The sequence below is a fragment of the Microvirga aerophila genome, assembly GCF_003332305.1.
In the GTDB taxonomy this organism is placed as follows: domain Bacteria; phylum Pseudomonadota; class Alphaproteobacteria; order Rhizobiales; family Beijerinckiaceae; genus Microvirga; species Microvirga aerophila.
On sequence record NZ_QOIO01000075.1, the window covers coordinates 1 to 18,178 of the forward strand.

General features: G+C 58.6%; 13 protein-coding genes and 2 pseudogenes. 5 read left to right on the forward strand and 10 right to left on the reverse strand.

Annotated elements, in window-relative coordinates; genetic code table 11:
* Positions 1–310, forward strand: a 310-nt coding sequence (locus DRB19_RS25990; RefSeq protein ID WP_210207541.1) for a transposase, incomplete at its 5' end; no start/stop codon positions are given.
* Between the two features lie 300 nt (positions 311–610).
* Here the strand turns inward: DRB19_RS25990 and DRB19_RS25995 are convergent.
* From DRB19_RS25995 to DRB19_RS26005, 4 genes are read right to left on the reverse strand one after another with little or no spacing between them, the layout of a single operon-like run.
* The gene (locus DRB19_RS25995; RefSeq protein WP_114188914.1) at positions 611–4,003 is read right to left on the reverse strand and encodes an SNF2-related protein; all 3,393 of its coding nucleotides are present in this window, start codon (positions 4,001–4,003) and stop codon (positions 611–613) included.
* A complete protein-coding gene (locus DRB19_RS26000) occupies positions 3,996–5,393 on the reverse strand; it encodes an EH signature domain-containing protein (protein ID WP_162815872.1) in 1,398 nt (465 codons plus the stop codon). Before DRB19_RS26000 ends, DRB19_RS25995 begins: the two co-directional genes overlap by 8 nt.
* A complete protein-coding gene (locus tag DRB19_RS30295) occupies positions 5,377–6,420 on the reverse strand; it encodes an OmpA/MotB family protein (protein ID WP_162815873.1) in 1,044 nt (347 codons plus the stop codon). The genes DRB19_RS26000 and DRB19_RS30295 overlap by 17 nt, the downstream gene beginning before the upstream one ends.
* Positions 6,417–8,540 (reverse strand): hypothetical protein, encoded by a 2,124-nt coding sequence (locus tag DRB19_RS26005; RefSeq protein WP_114188916.1) that lies wholly within the window; start codon positions 8,538–8,540, stop codon positions 6,417–6,419. The genes DRB19_RS30295 and DRB19_RS26005 overlap by 4 nt, the downstream gene beginning before the upstream one ends.
* A gap of 460 nt (positions 8,541–9,000) precedes the next feature.
* Between DRB19_RS26005 and DRB19_RS26010 the strand changes: the two genes are divergently transcribed.
* A complete protein-coding gene (locus DRB19_RS26010) occupies positions 9,001–10,587 on the forward strand; it encodes a hypothetical protein (protein ID WP_114188917.1) in 1,587 nt (528 codons plus the stop codon).
* 551 nt (positions 10,588–11,138) lie between these two features.
* Here DRB19_RS26010 and DRB19_RS26015 read toward each other — a convergent pair.
* The 4 genes and pseudogenes from DRB19_RS26015 to DRB19_RS26025 form a co-directional block, all read right to left on the reverse strand.
* A pseudogene (locus tag DRB19_RS26015) lies at positions 11,139–11,672 on the reverse strand (hypothetical protein); the annotation flags it as partial.
* A 42-nt stretch (positions 11,673–11,714) separates the two neighbouring features.
* Positions 11,715–11,903, reverse strand: a pseudogene (locus DRB19_RS26020) (integrase core domain-containing protein); the annotation flags it as partial.
* On the reverse strand, positions 11,882–12,022 hold the full coding sequence (locus tag DRB19_RS30300; RefSeq protein WP_162815871.1) for a hypothetical protein: 141 nt from the start codon (positions 12,020–12,022) through the stop codon (positions 11,882–11,884). The pseudogene DRB19_RS26020 and the gene DRB19_RS30300, both read right to left, overlap by 22 nt.
* Positions 12,023–12,085: 63 nt before the next feature.
* The gene (locus DRB19_RS26025) at positions 12,086–12,319 is read right to left on the reverse strand and encodes a DUF6538 domain-containing protein (RefSeq protein WP_114188919.1); all 234 of its coding nucleotides are present in this window, start codon (positions 12,317–12,319) and stop codon (positions 12,086–12,088) included.
* A 644-nt stretch (positions 12,320–12,963) separates the two neighbouring features.
* On the opposite strand from DRB19_RS26025, the gene DRB19_RS26035 reads away from it, so the two are divergent.
* Positions 12,964–13,344 carry an NUDIX domain-containing protein gene (locus DRB19_RS26035; RefSeq protein WP_114188921.1) on the forward strand — a complete coding sequence of 127 codons (381 nt, stop codon included), beginning with the start codon at positions 12,964–12,966 and terminating at the stop codon, positions 13,342–13,344.
* A gap of 515 nt (positions 13,345–13,859) precedes the next feature.
* On the opposite strand, the gene DRB19_RS26040 is transcribed toward DRB19_RS26035, so the two are convergent.
* Both DRB19_RS26040 and recD2 read right to left on the reverse strand, forming a co-directional pair.
* A complete protein-coding gene (locus DRB19_RS26040; RefSeq protein WP_114188922.1) occupies positions 13,860–14,642 on the reverse strand; it encodes a DUF1194 domain-containing protein in 783 nt (260 codons plus the stop codon).
* Between the two features lie 52 nt (positions 14,643–14,694).
* The gene (gene recD2, locus DRB19_RS26045; protein WP_114188923.1) at positions 14,695–16,893 is read right to left on the reverse strand and encodes an SF1B family DNA helicase RecD2; all 2,199 of its coding nucleotides are present in this window, start codon (positions 16,891–16,893) and stop codon (positions 14,695–14,697) included.
* Between the two features lie 297 nt (positions 16,894–17,190).
* Here recD2 and DRB19_RS26050 point away from each other — a divergent pair, with 297 nt between their 5' ends.
* The gene (locus tag DRB19_RS26050) at positions 17,191–17,520 is read left to right on the forward strand and encodes a hypothetical protein (RefSeq protein WP_147023185.1); all 330 of its coding nucleotides are present in this window, start codon (positions 17,191–17,193) and stop codon (positions 17,518–17,520) included.
* A gap of 76 nt (positions 17,521–17,596) precedes the next feature.
* Entirely contained in the window at positions 17,597–17,962 is a 366-nt protein-coding gene (locus tag DRB19_RS31760) for a GlsB/YeaQ/YmgE family stress response membrane protein (RefSeq protein ID WP_114188925.1), read from the forward strand.
* Positions 17,963–18,178: the final 216 nt, after the last annotated feature.

Genomic DNA, 18,178 nt, shown 5'->3' on the forward strand with positions numbered 1-18,178 from the left:
TGTCGAGCGAATTCTGGTTCCGACCCTGCGGGCCGGCGACGTGGTGGTGCTCGACAATCTCGGCAGCCACAAGCAGGTCTCAGTGCGCCGTCAGATCCGCAAGGCTGGGGCTCATCTGTTCTATCTGCCAGCTTATTCGCCCGATTTGAACCCGATTGAGCAGGTGGTCGCCAAGCTCAAGCACCTGCTCCGCAAGGCCGAACCCAGGACAATAGAAACCGCCTGGCGCACGATCGGCGAGCTCCTGGATCAGGTCGCGCCCGCCGAATGTGCAAACTACCTCAAAAACTCAGGATATGGTGCCGTGTAAAAGCAGCATGCTCTAGTGAAGGAAACACAGGGCCATCCATCATCGATCTGACCCCACTCACTTTTCATGAAGACCCTACCGTCAGGCTTCATCATATCGAGTACACGCACCGAAGCTATCCTCTGTTCATTTTCGGTCACGTGTCGCCGCAACCACCAAGGCAGCCGGTGACGGCAAGGGGGTTTCCCGTCCCCCCTGACCTAGCGCAGATGGGACGCTGTTGCAGAGAACCAGGGCGCATCTCAACACTCGCTTGCAGTCTCCTCGAGCATGCCTCGATTGTGCTTGATCCTAGGAGGATCAAGCACATACATCTGCGTGCAGCTTTGAGCGGACTATGTCTCCAACCCTTTCAATGGTTGAATAATCCACGACAGCAATCGCGTGGACCTTAGCAACGGCATGACCTGATGGCTCCACCGAGCCGTTTGTAACGAGGATCATGGACGGGTTCTTGAGTGGGTAGCGTTCTCGGGCGCGGAGCACGTCAATGACCTCACGATCACTGACGCGTCCGAGTTTGCCGCCTGAGCGGTGCTTCACCTGGACGATTGCACCGCGATCCCTTTGTGTTGGTGAGCGCACAATCATGTCCGCCCCAGCATCACCGCTGGGAGGTGTCCGGTCAGCGACAAAGCCAGCCTCAATGATGCACTGGAGCGTCCACTCCTCGAAGCGTTTCCAGTCCATGTTCGCGACATCGTTCTCGATTGGGGACTCTCCAAAGATTGTTGCGTGCAGGTTTGCCAGCTCCGCCGCGTCGAACTGAACGGGGACGATGACGTCCCTACTCCGGCTCCTCTTGAGTTCCAGCAGGCGATCCAAGACGGCATCGTAGGACCGCGTGCCCAGTTCCGGATGCTCGGCGATGGGAATCCAAACTGTGACATCCTTCTCCTGTCCGATACGGTAGGCTCGGTCAGTGCACTGGTCCTCGACCGCTGGGTTCCACCATCGGTTCAGGTGGATCACGTGATTAGCCGCATGCAGCGTCAGGCCAAACCCGGCCGCCCTTGGCGCCAACATCAAGACCTCGAAGCCGCGCCGTCTTTGGAAGCCCTGACGTATAGAGTCACGTACTTCACCCTTCGTCTCTCCGTTGATCACGTGGGGGAGGTGTTGGAGCTTGTACCGGTGCTTAATCAGCTCTGCTAGGACGGCTTGCGCCCGCCTTAGGTCAATGAATACCAGCGCCTTCTCGTCACGGGCCTTGATCTCGTCCAAGATTCGGAAGAGCACCTTGAACCGTGCCGACATGTTGATGAAGTCATCGACGGATCTCTCGTCCCGAAAATCGATGGGAGCCTGCAAGTTTGGATGTAACGAGATGTTCCGGATTGCTTGAAGTGCGACCAGCGCTCCTCCAGGACCGCGCGCCTGTAACTCGAACGCCTTTGAATACGCGACCGCCTGTACTTGCGGCATTGTCTCCCGCTCAGACCTGAACCGCTTAGGCGGCAGCGCGGCGACCTCATCCTTCATCCGCCTCAGCATCAACTGGGGGACGACGATGTTGTTGTCGCTCGTGGGCTCGGTGAGAAGCCTCTTGATCTCCGAGAGGTCGGCGTTCTTGTCCGTGGCAAACCTTTTCTTGAAGTCGGCGGCGCTGTATCCCAGCCGCCCGGGCCAAGCAATGTCCATCAGGGTCCAGAGATCCATCAGCCCGTTCTCGACAGGCGTGCCCGTCATAAGGATTCGAAGAGAGGCGGCCTTTTGCGCCCGGGCCGCCTCTGTGACCATTGCGCCGCTTTCCTTGACCTTCTGCGCCTCGTCGAAGGTCACGACCTCGAACGTCACGCGAGCCAGCGAGATTTGGTAGTCGCGAAGAGTCTCGTAGGTGGTGAGCACCCAGTCGTGCCCCTTAATTTTCTCCAAGTCGAGAGTCGCGGCACCCACCCTGATGTCGCGTTTATCCCCTTGCGCGAGCTTATGCTCTTTGAGCATCCGGAAATGCTTAAGGCTCTCACCGTACAGCATGGCGGGCCTGCCCAATCCGTCCTTGCCGATGTGCATCTCGAGTTCTTCAAGCCAGTTGCCGAGGAGGGATTTCGGGGCAACGATCATGAACAGCGGATCACTACCGTTTCTTCGCCGATCCTCCAGCCGCTGGCGGAGCCACTTAAGAAAAGCCAAAACCTGGAACGTCTTCCCGAGGCCCATATCATCGGCCATTAAGAGGCCGCGCATGCCTGCGAGATACCCGCGGCGCATCCAAGTGATGCCCTCCGCCTGGTGCTGCTTCGGCTCATTCCTGAGGTCGAGTTCTTCCTTGATTTCCTCTCCGCGCGGCGCCGCCCGATCCTCAATGTAGGTTAACTCCTCCACGTTTCCCTTCGGTTTCACGTAGAAGTAGTGCAGGGACCGCTTGGTCTCTGGCTTTTGTCCTTCGGCCAAGGGATCGTCCGTCGGGGGCTCGACGGGATAGGGGTCGTGAGGTCGCTGCACGACAGGGATTCTCATGACCTGATCAATCATCTGCGGGCCAATGCGGTAGACCTCGCCGCCGACTGTGACTGTCGGCTCCCCATCGATGATTGCCTGCTTGATCAGGCTGACGATCCTCTCAGCCTCCTTGCCTGGGATAGCGATGTCTCGGCCATCCTCGTCGCGAATGATGAACGTGGACGCCTCGGGATCGGGAAACCACTCGTGATCCCCGTCGCTGCCACCGAGCTTACTGCTACCCTCCCAGATGCTGACACCAATCACGCGCTCTGAGAACTCGACCACGGAGCCGTCTGACCCTACAGCCTCGAGAGCAGGCAGGAGGAAGGACATCGTGTCCCCGAAGAATTTCTCTCTGGTCTTCCGGTCGGCCTTTGAAACCTTCTGTACCACCTCAAGCGCCGCTCGGACGCCGGGATCGAGGACGACATAGGTGTTCGAGGACAAAACGTAGCTCGGGCGGGCCTCCTCGTTGCCGGACAGCCAAGCCTCGTTCATACGCCTGTTGAACCGCTCCCTCTCGAACTGGCTCAGCAACGGTACCCTGCGCGAAGCGGAATCTTCGGTTTCCCCAGGGATGTCGCCAAGTAGCTCGAGATGGAAGATGTAGCCGTCGTCGCCTGTCTCTGTCTGGATGCCCAGAGCCGTGGCCTGGTAGATGACCATGTTCTTGAGGTTGTCCGGAGCGATGGCTTGGTCGGTCATTTCCATCAGGAGCCGCTGGACGATAGCGAAACGCCTCATCCGCTCGTTTACGTCTGCGGCGGCGTTCGTCGCGTCCACGGCGTCCGCAAGCGACCGAAGGGGATCGCGAAGCAAGAAGCTCCTCCTGCCTGTCTTGAGCAGGGTGCCACTCCGCGTGATGGCCGGCACCGGCAGGTAGTCGGCGCTCAGCCATTGGAGCTTGATACTCCCGGACACATCACTGATTGGCTTGGCCGACGAGATGCTCAACCGGAACGGGCATACGGGAGGGAGGCCGACGTCTTCGAGTTCCCCAGGGGGGACTTCCCACGATGCCACTAGGTCCTCGGTGACCACCATTTCCTCATTCGTTAGGTGCACCCCCTGCTGGTTGAGCAGGCCACGCAGAAGCCGGATTGCCTCGGCCTCTTCACCCGCTGCCTCCTCCCAGGTGTCGGGCGGGACGACAGCGCCGGAGCCGATGCCAAACTTGGGCGCCTTGATGCACCGGAAGGCCCATTGCCCATTCTGGTGTGAGGCGGTGATCGTGTATCGCCTAGCCATTCCGTCCCCTTGATGGACTGTAGCGGATGCCCGTTTCGCTCTCGATCAATTGTGAGAAACTGAACTGCCAGTTGCCCGTGTGGGGCTTCCAATGGTCGCTCGATTCCTTCATCACGGCGCGATCGTAGCCATTCTTCCGGAAAAAGTCCGGCGCCGAACCGGATCCCCTCGTCCAGAAAAGGGCTGCGCCATTCATGTTCATCTCAATCGCGGTGATACGGCTTCCCTCGGGGCTGACGATCTGCATGAGGATTCCGCAATGGCTCTTGTCCGCATTCGAGAGCCTCCCGTACGGCTCCTTGAGCCTCTCCGCAATCCTGACCGCTCTGTCGCCGCAAAGCAGGTAGGCCCGCTTGGTGTATGGCAGATAGCTGCGCCAGAAGTCCCGCCGCGCCTCCCACATATCGGGTCGATCGGTTTTCAGCTCGTTGATGACCCTAAATAGGTTCTCAAGGGTCCGCGCGGTCAGCCAAGACTCTACGTCCTCGCGGACGTCCTCTTCGATGTCCCGCCATTGTGCGATGGATACGCGCGGGTCGCCGGCGAGCGTCAGCGCGATATCGAGCGCTGCCTCCGATGATGCTGGATTTCCGTGCCGGGATGCGCCCCTCACGATGCCCGTTACCATGTGCTGACGGGCTTGATTTCGCATATCCTCCGATCCCCTCGCGCCCGAGAGGCCATGCTCCCTGAGGTGGCCCATGAGGGTCTTCGCGAGTTGATCCGCATTTTGAACTTTCCCAGTGCCGCACATGCGCCCCACGGCAGCAACGAGAGCCACAAGGAAACCGGACCCATTGGAGATCACCTGACAGCGGACGTCACTGGCCGCATCTTGTAAGAAGGACTGATCGCCGCTCGCGAGAGTACTGGAGACCCGATCCACCGCATCTCTCCAGTGTTGCAGGCCATACCGCCGTATGAACTCGCCAAAAGGACCGGAAATCTCCGATACCCTCGGTGCAAGCCAATCGCCGACCTCGCGTGTAGCCTCACTCGAAGGGTCGAAGTTACGGAGGTAACTCATCGCGATACGGGCGATGCCAATGCGGGATCCCCACTCCAGTGATGCCCAGGCGAGCCAGCGCTTCACGTCTTCCAAAGTGGCTTCCCAGCCATGCCTCCGGTCCCAGAACAGCTCGATCGCGGCCTTGCGCTCCCGCGGCGTAAGGAGCTCGAGGTCTCCACCGCTCGCAGCGAGCTTCCGCGAGGCCTCAGCAAGCAGAGAAATGCCGGGTGGCTTCGGAGGTTTTGGCGCACCATGGCGGGCGATCATCGTATTCGCCAACTTGTGGAGGTGTCCACTAAGGTTGACGTTCAGCAGATTGCCCAACTGGAACGTCTTATCCGTGGAGGGAGCTCGCGACGAGTCTTCAATCGAGGTCGACATCGAGATTCTCCAGCCGCTCGTTGAACTCGCGGAGGGTCGACAGGACCTCGTGCTGGTCAACGGCCATGATGAGCCGCACCTCAATGCGTCGGTCCGTTTCCTTTGTCTGGTCGTCGAACCTTTGCTCTGTCGAGAGACCCTCCGTCGATGGACGTGTATCGGCATATCCGCTGACGCCGACCAGCGCCTTGCCCTCAGCGTTCCGCAGGGCGGATACTCGGGGATCCGACTCGCGGACAATGCGGAACGCCTCGATTGCGCGCGCGGCGGACAGGTCCCAGTTGTTTCGGAAGCGGTCCACCGTGTTCCTAAAGGGCGCTGCGTCGGTGTGCCCCTCGATGTACACAGCGCTCAGCACCCCGGCCCCGTTCGTTTGTGGGCATTGCTCCGGCCTGGCGCTGTTTGCAAGATAACAAGGCACAATGTCGGCGATCGCCACGCCGAGTGACTTGATGACCTCGGTGCCCACTGGAGTGGGATCTGCCTTGGCGGACTCGAACAGCCTGGTGCTCGGCAGCCTCAGTGTCCCGTTCTCGGCATCAATCTCCACCTTGATGTTGCTGGCGAAGAGGCGTTCCTTCATCCTTTCAAGGATCTCGGTGCGGCGCTTGTCTGCCTCGGCGATCCTACCGAGGATCGGAACAACACCCGTGTCACGCATGTACCTGACGAACTCGGCGAGCTTTCTACGGGCGGCCTCTTCCTGTTCAGCCCGTGCACGTTCCCGAAGAGCAACCTCTCGTGCTTGATCTCGGTCGGTCTCTGCCGCTTTTCGGGTGGCTTCCTCGCGGTTCGCTCGCTCAGTCTCAGTCCGAGTCTTCTCCCTCTCCGTATCGAGCTGCGAGACGACTGCGTCGTACTCGGATTTCGGCACGGCGTTGTCGAGATCCTCTCTCATCAGGAGCGATAGCGCGAGCACCATAATGATGAAGATGAAGACCACGCCAACCATCAGGTCGGCGACCGGGGCGAAGACGTCCTTCTTCTCCTCGGCATCGGCCAGTCTGGAATAGGGTGCGAACATCATGGGTTCGGTCTACCGAACACTTTGGTGCCGCCATTGCTGGTGGGGGCGGCACCAGAATTTGGGCTGGGCTGCGCGACAGGGCTCGGAGCAGCCGGGACCTTGATGGGTGCATTCGCGCCAGTCCGCCTGTTGTCCACGATATCTGCGACGTCGAGGACTGCACTCTCCAGGCTGCTAATCGATTTCGCGATCTCGGCATCGTACGTATTGATGCACTCAGAGATCTGGTTGCCCAGCCGCGCGACGCCCTGGACGAGTTCGTTCATAGTGCTGTTGACGTTCACGTGAAGGTCGGAGAACCGCGTAGCCTGATCCGAGAAGGCTGACTGCGCCTTCTCCACCGACAGGTTGAGCAGTTCCGCCATCCGCATGCCCGCCGCCGTGGCGTCACGGACCTGCGTCGAGGCGCCATTGACCTGCTCAAGGGCAAGATTGATGGTCTTGACAGCGCCCGAGAGCGGTGTCGTCGCTGTCTCCACGTTGCCCGCTGCGGATGCCAGCGACGACGATGCGCCGACGACGATTTCCCCTGCCCGCGACAGGTGACCCTGCTGGGCCTCAAGGAGCCGAGTTGTTTGATCGAGTCGGGTCGAGAGGCCGTCCACGACTGAGGCCAGCGCGGCGACGGTCTCGGACAGCTTCGTGCTAGCGTCCTGGGTTGTGTCCGCGATCAGCTTGATGCCGTCACGCACGCCCATTGCCAGATCGTTTCGGGCGCCTTTGAGACCTTCCGCCGAGTGATCTCCAGCGGTGCGCAGGCTCTCGGCCGACGTCGCGAGAGCGGCTGCAATCTTGGCGACCTCGGATCCGAGCTGCTCGGCGCTGGATTGCCCAGCCCTCGCGGTTATTGCAGACAGGTTCTCGAGCGACGACTCGACAGAGCGTCCAACGGATCCGGCCGCTTCGCGGGAGGCCTTCTCGACGATCTCTGGGATCGCCGCGATCCGGTCGTTGAAGCCGGAGATTGTTGTAATCATTGAACGCTGCCCCTCCTCGAAGGTGGCGCTCAATCTCAGGGCAGTCTCGTTCAGCTTCTCGGTAACCCGGCCAATCTCGCCTCCAAGGCCTGTCTCAGTCTGCTTGACCTTCTCAGGCAGGCTCTCGAGGGCCGCGATGGTCTTCTCCATCTGGGTACCGAAGAGGCCCATATGCTTGCCGATGCCATCCTGCCAGACCTTGGAAAAGACGTCGCCGGCACCGTCGGCCATGTTTCCGCCGGCCTGTTGGATCTGATCACCAATCCTGTGCAGGTCATCCCGGACTGGCTCGAACGCTGTGGCGACCGCTGGCCCGACCATCTCAGCCACAGCTTCAGGCAACCGCTCAAAGCGAGCCTTGAGAGCCATCTCGATCTGGTTGCCGATGGCGACAGCAAGGTCATTGCCGAAAGTTTGGAACTGCTGTTTCTGCTCCTCGATAGCCTTCAACTGTTTCTGAAGAAGCATCTCAGGGGCAACATAAGAGGACAACTGTCGGACCTCATGTACCAGTCTCTCGACGGCCCCGTCTTGGGCATCTGCTTGGAAGCGGGCGACGAGACTCCAGAAGATATAGGCGCCGATGCCGGCCAGTGAGGTGATGAACTTGACCGAACTGACGCCCAGGATGCCTTCCACGGCTCGGCGAAGTTTCTCCGTATCCATCGGGGCGTTCCCATCGCCTCCGACTTGGAGCAGGGCAGCCGACAGGCCCACGAACGTGAAGAACAGCCCAACGGTGAGGAAGACACCACCAAGTGTCGAGGACCACTTGACGTAGTTGTGTCCAGGCACACGATCAGCCGCCAAATAGGGTGCAGGATCCGTATAGCTGAAGAGGTTGCCGTTTGAGATCTCAAGTGAGGAGCGGTACTGGTTCCATCCTGAGGCGAGGGCTGTGCCCTCAAACTCGTCCATCGCGACGGCAAAACGCTCCTCCTGCGACCCGGCAGTTTGTCTGATGCTGCTCAGGGCACGGGTAATCCGCCTGTAGGATCCAAGGAATTTCCGTTCAGCCAAGAGGTAGATGAGCAGCCATATCAGGATTGCGCTGGCGAGAAGACCAAGCGCAATGCCAACAGCCAGTGGCTTGCCAGAGAACATGCCAATGGGCGCGAGTACGATCGCGACTATCTGGTCCATCGATGATTGCCCCCGAACGGCTCGTGGCCGTCGAAATTTTCTAGTGTTACTTTACGAGCTTAGTCCTAAAAGTCGAAGGATCGTACTGAGACACAATGCCTTAGTTGAGCTTTTTTTTGGCACTCCGGACGAGAGTTTGAACAGGAAAATTTACTTATTTATCCTAGAAATTACTGCCAAGAATACCTTGGGGCATTTCATATCAGAGATAGAACGTCCTCAGCCAGGACTCTGCCGTCAGTCGCTATCTGTTCGAAGCGAAGCAGCATTACGGCATCATTGATGCGCATCTATTTGAGCAGCGCTTAGACCTCAGAGGATGGTTCCGTCTATGGAGCGGGTTTTCAAGGCGAGCCCACCGCAGAGGCATCCGAGATAAAACTGTGAATACCAAAGGCGTCAGGAGCATTCTACCGTCAAGCTAGATGGCAGAATCGATATGCGAGAGGCATGAGGGGACATGACGATCCAGCCCTCCTCTACGCCTTCCCAAATGCCAGTTGCGGCCGATCTCGCCAGATCAGCTAGAGCTGGGCGGTCCAATGTGTCCCAAAATTATCTGTTAAGTGTGCGAGCGTTCATCGCTACGCACAGTTCATATGATGATTTTGTTTCCAGCTACATTGATGCTGAAGAAGCCCATGCAAAGGATACCTCAGCGGGAAAACCGACGACTCAAGCCTTATGGCGAAAGTACAAAGCCGCCAACTATCACCTGCTCCAACTCAGGACCGCAATTATCAAGGTCGTATGGAGTCACCAGATTTATTTGAGCGTTGAGGTTGTAGATAGGCTCCTATTTGACATCATTTCTGACATCACGAAAATCGATCCGATCGCCGAATTCTTTGACTTTGTTATCAATAAAGGTCTCCATCAACCCGGCTTTGTACTCTACCCTTTACATTCCTTCGGGATCCAGGGCTTCGGTATTTTTGACATCTATAAGGACAAACGGAAGCCGTACATTGAGATCAAGAAAGCTGGGCTGATGATTACAGCCCAGACCAACAGCAAGGACAAGACTGTCGAATTCCTGTATAACGTGCGGAAGTCTTTCAAAATCAAGCAAAAGCTGCCGCGCAACTTTGCGATGCACCTGCACAATAGCGTGACTGACTGGCTGACGCGCAACCCGCTTCTTGCGCTGCGTATAAACAGCTTAAGCACTGGTTGTTACCAAAACCAGTTCATCATCATAACGAAGCTTCACGCCGCCAAGTCACTTCTACTTATGCTGTCTGTTTTCTACGGCGATGACAGATTCGATCCGGATTTGCGCAACCTTAGTACAGCTCGGACGAACAATTTTCAAACTCTAAACATAAATCACTACATCGTATTCGAGATGATAGTAGGTGGGCGCGAACTCGAAGATCTCAGAACGCCTATGAATCTATCTCGCGCAGAGATGGCAAATCTTTGCGATCTGAATGTCGACATCAACCCTCTGGAGTGGGTGCAGCCTGACAAAAAAGCAGTATACGAAAAAGTTCTGAAAGCGATCTCTACCTTCGAAGGTTTTTACCTGTCGGAATGGCTCTTGGGAGACCGAGAAGCCACCAGACCACGGGTGCTCCGCAAGATCCATCTCTCGCTTAGCTATTTTCAACGCTCCTTCAGGAGCAACCAGCACGAGGACGAGGCAGTCGTTTCATTGGCAGTCGCGTTCGAGACGCTTCTAACCGACGGCTATCTTGGAGGCGGCGGGGTAAAGCAGCGTGTCGCTCGAAGAGTCGGGATCTGCACACGTGGTCGTAAGGATGCTACGGAGTTGAAGCGTGAGGTTGAGCGCCTCATGGAGCGGCGCGGCGAGACGGTGCATCAAGGGTTTTCTGGGATCACGTTGAATCTTCGCCTCGCTAGGCAAGCCTATGTGCTTTGCTTCATCAAGGTACTAGAGAAGTTCCCGACACTTACAAACGGAATAGGAGAGCCTCTACGTATCCTACTTGGTGACAACCCACCACCTCCTCCGCCTCCTTGCCCGACCTGTGGTGCACCGGTGTCTCGCCGTAGAAGCGCGTCATCTAATTCTTCACCCTAAGAGCCGTTGCTAGCATCGCGCAGATCACCCTGCTGCAGTCCCGCTCTATACCTGTTTCAAAGAAGGTGATCTACATTGCACTGATCCAACTGCATATCCATAGTAGATGGCTAGTGTGAAGTTCAGAAAGCCCGAGAAAATCCGCGCAAACATCAATGAGTGACTCCACTTAGCCTATGGCAGAGACTTTGGCTGGTTATCATAATCGAAGGCACTTAAGCGCTAGTTCGCACCATAGGCTTTCCGGAGTTACTCCGCGCGCCTCGGCATACTTCTGAAACGCCTCGATCACTGGGATCAGAGTGCTCCTATCGACATGGAGCAATGCAGGATGAGTCGCGACCCAGGCCGGCGATTGCTTCAGGCCGTGCAGATATATGTGGTGGAGTAGAGCTCGAGCACGCCGTATAGCTTCGTCTTGTTGAACTCCTCGAGGCAAGGCCAGCATCTTCGAGGTCGGATCGTCGCTGACCAGGACCGTATGCCAGTACGTAACCATCTCGCCGACCCAGTCGAGACCAAAGATTGCTCGTACCTCCTCAAGGGTGACCTCACCGAGCCCGGCAGTATGCTGAAAGAGGCATCGCAGGCATCCCTTGGCTCATGGCGACCAGCACATCAAGGACTCGCTCGTCATAAACGATCGTATGTGAGTCAAAAAGCGCTCGCGCCTGCTGTTTGGCCTCAGCTGGCCCAAGGGGGCGGAGTCGGTAGATGACGCATCGGGACTGACCAGCGAGGCGGATGCCCTTCAGGTCGCGGGCGAGCAGGACGAAAGTGGTGGCCGAGGGCGTTTCTTCGAGAGTTTTGAGGAGGACATCAAAGGCTTCGGGTTCATAGGCATCCGCATTCGCGATGGCAATCACCCGCCGATCCGTCCAAGGCTGCGAGCGCGCGATGGTGATCAGCTCACGAGCGCGCTCCGCCCCGCGACCGTCACAGACGTCGAGTTCGACATAGCCCAAACTCTCCATTTCGAAGTCCTTACAGGCGGCGCACCCGTTGCACGGTGCGTCCTCTGGGGATGGCCCCTCGCATAAAACGGCCTTGGCATAGAGCCGTGCCACGGTGCGTTTGCCTACGCCGGCGTGACCTGACCGGGATTTTGAACCAAGCGGATTGAGAGCCTACTGTATGCTTGCAGATGTGGGTAGCTGCTGTGCAATGGCCTCCAGTGTAACGGGTGCGGGCGGCCGGTAGCCCAAAGATGAATGAGGCCGCACGCGGTTGTAGTGGTCCTGCCAGGCGCCGATGATCACCTGAGCCTCTTTCAGACTGTAGAAGATCTCCAGCTTCAGGCATTCGTCCCTGAGCTCTGCTCCGATATCGCGGCCTCCTTGCAGGCGAGCGCGATGCTCTTGCCTTGCGCGAGTTGCACCTCGATCTGGCGCACCTTGGCGATGATCTGCTCCGAACTGAACCACTTCTTCGGCATGAGTGTCTCCTTGGTTCCAGGTCAATCCTCTCAATCAACCTGGTCCAATTCCACCCAGTCAGGTCACTCTCGCTCGGTCAGGGACTTTGGCCCAGCCCGCAGGTTCGCCCACTGGACTTCTAGCTCGGTGAGCGCCTCCAGATGTCGGCGCTTGGCCTCTGCCGGATCGCGGGTTTTGAGGCTGCGCTTTTCCTCGCGTTTGTCGAGGATGGGTCGGAGATCTTCAGGGATACGCTTGCGTAGCCAGTAGACTCCGGTCTTGGGATGCTTCCAGGGACGCGACATCAGGAGAACCATGTGTACCACCCGTGTGTACCACACGGGCAGCCTGAAGTCGCTGATTTTGCTGGAATTCTTTGTGCATCAAACCCTTAGAGAAGGGATGGTGCCCAGGAGAGGGCGTTAATGATCGAGTCTTTCCAAGCAGTTAGGTAAACCTGGGGGATGGCTTTCGGCTCGTATTTCCCCGCCCAGTTCCGTGCCCACTCCCCCAGCTTTTCTGGAGCTACGGTCACTCGCGACCTGATTGCTTGACAAGGTTGAGGACGCCTACTTCTTTTGGAACCATCCTCGGTATGTTCTTATTTTGTTCGCATAATGACGTGGGGCAGCTATGGTCGAGCGGCTGTCAGACTTTCCGTGGGTGATCGTCCGCGTTGATTGTCCCCTCTGCCCTCAGCGGAAGGGACAATATCGGCTGGCGCGACTTGCAGCGGAGTATGGAGCCGACATCCAGCTTTGCGATCTGCTTGACAGGATCGCCCTCGATTGCCCGAGGAGGCTGCTCCCATGGGAAGCGCCTCCGAACGAGTTTAATCCAGGGTGCAAGGCCCGGTTCACGGACCTAGAGGGTACCTATTCCCCTCCCCCGGACCTCCCGCCGATGATGCGGAAGCTGAGGGTGATCCAGGGTGGCAGAAAGTAGAGCATAAGGGATCGAGATGGCTCTCTACCGGAATACGCCTACGGTCGTTGTCGTGCTGGTGCCCCTGCGGGGTGGCCTGCTGATGGTTCGCCGCGCCCTTCCAGGTGAAGGATATGGCAAGCTCGCGCTTCCGGGTGGTTACCAGATGCTCGGCCAGACGTGGCAGGAAGCTGGTGCGCGGGAGGTGCTGGAGGAAACCGGTGTCGCCATCATCCCTGAAGCCCTGCGGATCGTGACGGTCGAGACCACACCGGATCGGCGGCTCAATCGGATCTTCTGCCAGAGCCCACCCGTCGAACATGAAGGCACGTTTGTCCACGACGCAGAGGTGTCGGAGGTGCTGGTCATCTACGAGCCAGTTGAGACAGCGTTTGTGCTGCACACGCAGAGGGTGTAGGAGTTTTGCGAACGTTCCTTGTAAGGACGTGCCTGCTGCATTGGGAGTTCGCCAGCATAGGGTCCTGTGCCTCTCTGCCATGGCCGCAGATACAAAAAGAGGCAGCCTTGGCTGCCCTTTGATCTTGCCCCTTGTTCAGGCAGGTTTTAGATTGTGCAGTGCAAGAGGGCGATAGCGTTGCCCTCTCGCGGCCCTTTTTGGGCATTTCCTCCCTAAAATTTCAGGCCGCTGGTGACAGTGGCCCTTTTCTTAGGTGCCCTGTTTTAGGCCCTCCGACAGACATTCTGCAAGTGAATTCAGAAGGAAGGTCTGCCTCCCTCGACCAAAGTTTTAGATGGGCAGGGCGACAGCGCCGAGGGCTAAAAGGTGATCAGGCGGTGGGTTCTATGTCCTTAGAGCAACGATGCTGTCCTGAAAATCCGGTGCCATGATCTGACACGTTGCTCTAACCGGTGGAGGCCACGGCAACCTTGCTCTTCCCACTAATTATCGACTTACACTTTGGATGACCGCTCTCACCGGGTGACGGGATCAAGGCAGTTCATCCGAGGTTGGGCACTGGTCTTCTGGATCGTTGGTACTGCGGAAGGGTTCGTGATTTCGCGAATGATCTTGGCCTTGATTGCCTCGGCGAAGTCCCGACCTTCGCGGACAGCCATCATGAATGCTCCGAGACCACCAATCACACAATCCCGGTAGTAGTCATCCACGTTGTGGATTTCGAATGGTCCCTCGGGCCGCTTGAGCATGAGCGCCAGTCCGTTGATGGTGCCCCCCTGCGCGACGGCTTCATCCCGTGCTTCAGTTACCGGACGCCCATGATTGTTTGCGCCGTCTCCCGAGATGTTGATCACCTTCCGGGTGGCCGCAAAAGGGCTCGCCATTAGCAGGTGAAGGCTGAAGTCGATGGCTCCTGAAATGGAGGTGCTGCCCAGAACGCGCTGCATCGACATGCCCGCCAGCCGCTCCGCAAAGTTCAGTGCTTCGTCGGGCTGCCTGATGAGGGTCCACGGCACGACAGTCCTTTGATCAGAGGCGTCTGGCCAATCGATGTAGGTGACGGCGACTTGCCCGAGGACTCCTCGCTGAATGGCCCGGTGGAGCATCGGCGAGCGGAACGCTTCGACATAACCCTGCCGCTGAAGTTCCCGCTCATCCGGGTCCATCGAGCGAGAGGCGTCCACCGCCAGCACCAGCGCTAGATCAATCTCTGTCTGCGCACGAAGAGAGCCGGGCACACAGGCGAGCAGCAGAACCGGCATCAGGAGAGGCACCCATGCATTGCGTGGTCGAAGCATCGCGACCTCCTGCCAGCTTGAGCGGCGGTGTGCATATCGAAGCCGTATGTATTCAAGACGCGGATAGCCACTCCCGCAACTTGGTCCAGCGCTTCTTCATCTGCCCACCTCGCACGGCCATTCCCACAGCCTTCTTCTGGCCCACCAGCACCACGAGGCGCTTGCCTCGCGTTACACCCGTGTAGATCAGATTGCGAGCCAGCATGGTGAGGTGCTGGGTCACAACCGGAATGATGACAGCAGGATACTCCGAGCCTTGGGATTTGTGGATCGTCGTCGCATAGGCGGGCACCAGGGTGTCAAGTTCACCGAAGGGATAGATGACCTCCCGGCCATCGAACGACGCGATCAGAGCGCCCTCCTCGTCATCAATCCGCACCACCGTGCCAAGGTCACCGTTGAACACCTCCCGGTCGTAGTCGTTCTGGGTTTCCATGACCCGATCTCCCGGAGAAAACCGCCAGCCAAACCGCTCCACCTTGGCTGGAGGATTGGGATTGAGCACCTCCTGAAGCTGGATGTTGAGGTTGCGGGCTCCGAGCACGCCACGGTTCATGGGGCAAAGCACCTGAATGTCTTTCATCGGATCGAGCCCGAACCGGCGCGGCATCCGCTCCTTGATCATCTGGATGATCTTGGGCACGCCCTCTTCAGGATCGTTGATCTCGACGAAGTAGAAGTCGCTGTCCTCTCCTGCTTTCGGCACTTCGGGCATCTGGCCCTTGTTGATGCGATGGGCGTTCACCACGATCCGGCTCTCTGCCGCCTGCCGGAACACCTCGGTCAATCGGGCGACTGGGATTTGCTCCGAGGTGATAATATCCGCCAGCACCTGCCCTGAGCCGACTGACGGCAACTGATCGACATCGCCCACCAGCAGCAGGCCCGCATGAGCAGGGATGGCCTTGGTGAGCGCATTCATCAGCGGCACGTCCACCATGGAGGTCTCGTCCACTACGAGCAGATCGCAGTCGAGCGGATTTTCTTCGTTGCGCGAGAAGCCGCCGTGCTTCGGGTCGATCTCCAGCAGCCGGTGGATGGTCTTGGCCTCCAGCCCGGTCTGCTCCGTCATGCGCTTGGCCGCACGACCTGTCGGGGCCGCCAGCGCCACCCGAACGCCCTTGGCGACGAGAATGCGCAGGATCGCATCGAGGCTGCTGGTTTTGCCCACGCCAGGACCACCCGTGATCACCGACACCTTGGACGAGACCATCAGCTTCAGAGCCTCCCGCTGCGAGGCCGACAAGGTCTTGCCGGTCTTGGTCTCGACCCATGGCAGCGCCTTGTCGATGTCGATGGCAGGCCATGGCGGCGGCTCGGCAGCACGCTTGATGAGACGGGTGGCAATCACCTGCTCAGCCAGATGCAGGCCCTTGAGGAAGAGACAGGTCTCGTCGCCAATGGTGTCTGAGATGACCTCACCTTTGGAAAGCTCCTCCGCGATAGCGCTCTGGATCAGGGCAGCATCCACTTCGAGCAATTGCTCGGCCAAGCGGGTGAGAGCCTCGACCGGCAAGGCGCAGTGGCCCTCATCGGTCGCCGTCTGGAGTGCGAATGAGATGCCCGCGCGAATGCGTTGAGGGGCAGTCTTCTCCATTCCGAGCTTGGCTGCGATGGCGTCTGCCGTCCGGAAGCCGATCCCGCGCACGTCCTTGGCCAGCCGGTACGGGTCCTCGGTCATGACCTGAATGGCTTCATAGCCATAGGTCTTGAAGATGCGCACGGCTCGTGCCGTGCCGACGCCATGGGCGTGCAGGAAGATCATGATCTCCCGCACCGCCTTCTGCTCGGCCCATCCTGCCACGATCTTCGAGGCGCGCCAGGGGCCGATGCCCTGCACCTCGGTCAGCCGTTCTGGATTGGCCTCGATGATCTCGAAGGTGTCCACACCAAACGCCGCCACGATGCGCTTGGCCATGGCAGGTCCGATGCCGCGCATCTGACCTGACGCGAGGTACTTCTCGATGCCCTCAACCCCGGTCGGCGGGGTGGTCTTCAACACCTCAGCCTTGAACTGGAGGCCATGGGTGCGGTCGCTGATCCAAACCCCACTGGCGGTGATCCACTCCCCGGCAGAAACCGCAGGGGTATGACCAACAACCGTCACGAGATCGCGCTTGCCTCGGGCATGCACCTTCAGAACCGCAAAGCCGCTTTCGGCATTGTGAAAGGTGACGCGCTCCACCGAGCCCGCGAGGGTCTCCAGGACAGGTCGCTGATCAGCCTGTGAGGGTCGAAACATTTGGTTCATGGTGCCTACTGCGAGGGTTCCCCGCCTCTTCGACTTTATCGTTGGACGGCACCGCTGACGAAGCGGGTCTCCTCCGCTCCCCTGCACCCCGTCCGAAACGACCCGCACCGGCCTCGTGGGGGTGTTAGGAAGTTCAAAGTGGGCGGCAGGGGGTCATGCTATCCCTTGACCACTCCGTATGTTCTATGTTTGTTCTTTTTGCGACATTGAGCGAGAGAGGCCAGCCAGACCATGATTCGCCTAGGATCAACTCAAAAACCCACCGAGCCGAGTGAACCCGAGCAGCAGGTGAAGGACATGAAGCGGATGCTTGGGAAGGCCGAGCAGACAATCAGCAAGCTGCAAGCGAAGGTGGCGGATCAGAAGCAGCAGATTCGTGAGCTACAGGCCCAAGCTAAGCATGAGGACAATCTTGCGGCCGAACGTGAGGAACTGAAAGCTGAGATCGTTGCCCTGAAGAGCGAGACCAGGGAATTGACCCGCGCCAACCGGGAGCACGTCGAGAAGGTTGTGGCGCTCCAGACGGAGAATGCGAAGCTAAAGGCTGACGCCAAGGTACGAAAGCCGAGCGGAAGGGCCGCTGGGGCAGACCTCCGGGAGTTGCTACAGCCGTCGCTGTCCGGATGACGATGAGGTAAGCTGGTCTAACGATCTCGCAATGTAGCTCCTGGATAGTTTCTTCCTGACCATCCATATCGAACGCATGGCGAAAACTTCAAAGAGCAACTCAGGTAGCACGCGAGGCAGGCGTAAGGCACCTGAGCCGACCGGCGCTCGGCTGCCGATCCGCATTACCGTGGATCGGGACGCCGTTGCAGCTTTAGACAAGCGAGCTATCGCTGCCCAGGTCGGGGTCGGTATCGTAGCAGGCTGGCTGGCAAGCTGGCTTGTGGGTGGATCAGGTCTGCTTCAGTACGTGGTCACGGGGCTGGCAGGATCGCTCATTGGCGGCTTTCTCTTGGAGCGCCTCAGCATCAATCTCGGCATCCGCAATCAGACTGCGAACCGGATCGTTACCGCGACCTTAGGAGCGGTAGTCGTGGTGTTATTAGCTCGCCTTTTAGGCTGACCGGCCCCTCCGGCGTTCCACCGTGCGGTGGGGCAGGAAGGCCGAGCAGCTTCTGCATTCCAAGCAGCATAACGATCAGGGCCGTCACGATCCGCCATCTCGCTCGATGTCTCACGAAATCCTGGACGTGCCCCACCCTTAGAAATCTCCCTGTCACATGACTCCGATAAATGACTGGTCTGTACCCGTCATGCCCCAGAGGCCACCGTGGCATGC

Bases quoted from the DNA above. Each gene is read 5' to 3' on its own strand.
- DRB19_RS25995 (WP_114188914.1), bottom strand. From the start codon at position 4,003: ATGGCTAGGCGATACACGATCACCGCCTCACACCAGAATGGGCAATGG.
- DRB19_RS26000 (WP_162815872.1), bottom strand. From the start codon at position 5,393: ATGTCGACCTCGATTGAAGACTCGTCGCGAGCTCCCTCCACGGATAAG.
- DRB19_RS30295 (WP_162815873.1), bottom strand. From the start codon at position 6,420: ATGATGTTCGCACCCTATTCCAGACTGGCCGATGCCGAGGAGAAGAAG.
- DRB19_RS26005 (WP_114188916.1), bottom strand. From the start codon at position 8,540: ATGGACCAGATAGTCGCGATCGTACTCGCGCCCATTGGCATGTTCTCT.
- DRB19_RS26010 (WP_114188917.1), top strand. From the start codon at position 9,001: ATGACGATCCAGCCCTCCTCTACGCCTTCCCAAATGCCAGTTGCGGCC.
- DRB19_RS30300 (WP_162815871.1), bottom strand. From the start codon at position 12,022: ATGCCGAAGAAGTGGTTCAGTTCGGAGCAGATCATCGCCAAGGTGCGC.
- DRB19_RS26025 (WP_114188919.1), bottom strand. From the start codon at position 12,319: ATGGTTCTCCTGATGTCGCGTCCCTGGAAGCATCCCAAGACCGGAGTC.
- DRB19_RS26035 (WP_114188921.1), top strand. From the start codon at position 12,964: ATGGCTCTCTACCGGAATACGCCTACGGTCGTTGTCGTGCTGGTGCCC.
- DRB19_RS26040 (WP_114188922.1), bottom strand. From the start codon at position 14,642: ATGCTTCGACCACGCAATGCATGGGTGCCTCTCCTGATGCCGGTTCTG.
- recD2 (WP_114188923.1), bottom strand. From the start codon at position 16,893: ATGAACCAAATGTTTCGACCCTCACAGGCTGATCAGCGACCTGTCCTG.
- DRB19_RS26050 (WP_147023185.1), top strand. From the start codon at position 17,191: ATGAAGCGGATGCTTGGGAAGGCCGAGCAGACAATCAGCAAGCTGCAA.
- DRB19_RS31760 (WP_114188925.1), top strand. From the start codon at position 17,597: ATGGCGAAAACTTCAAAGAGCAACTCAGGTAGCACGCGAGGCAGGCGT.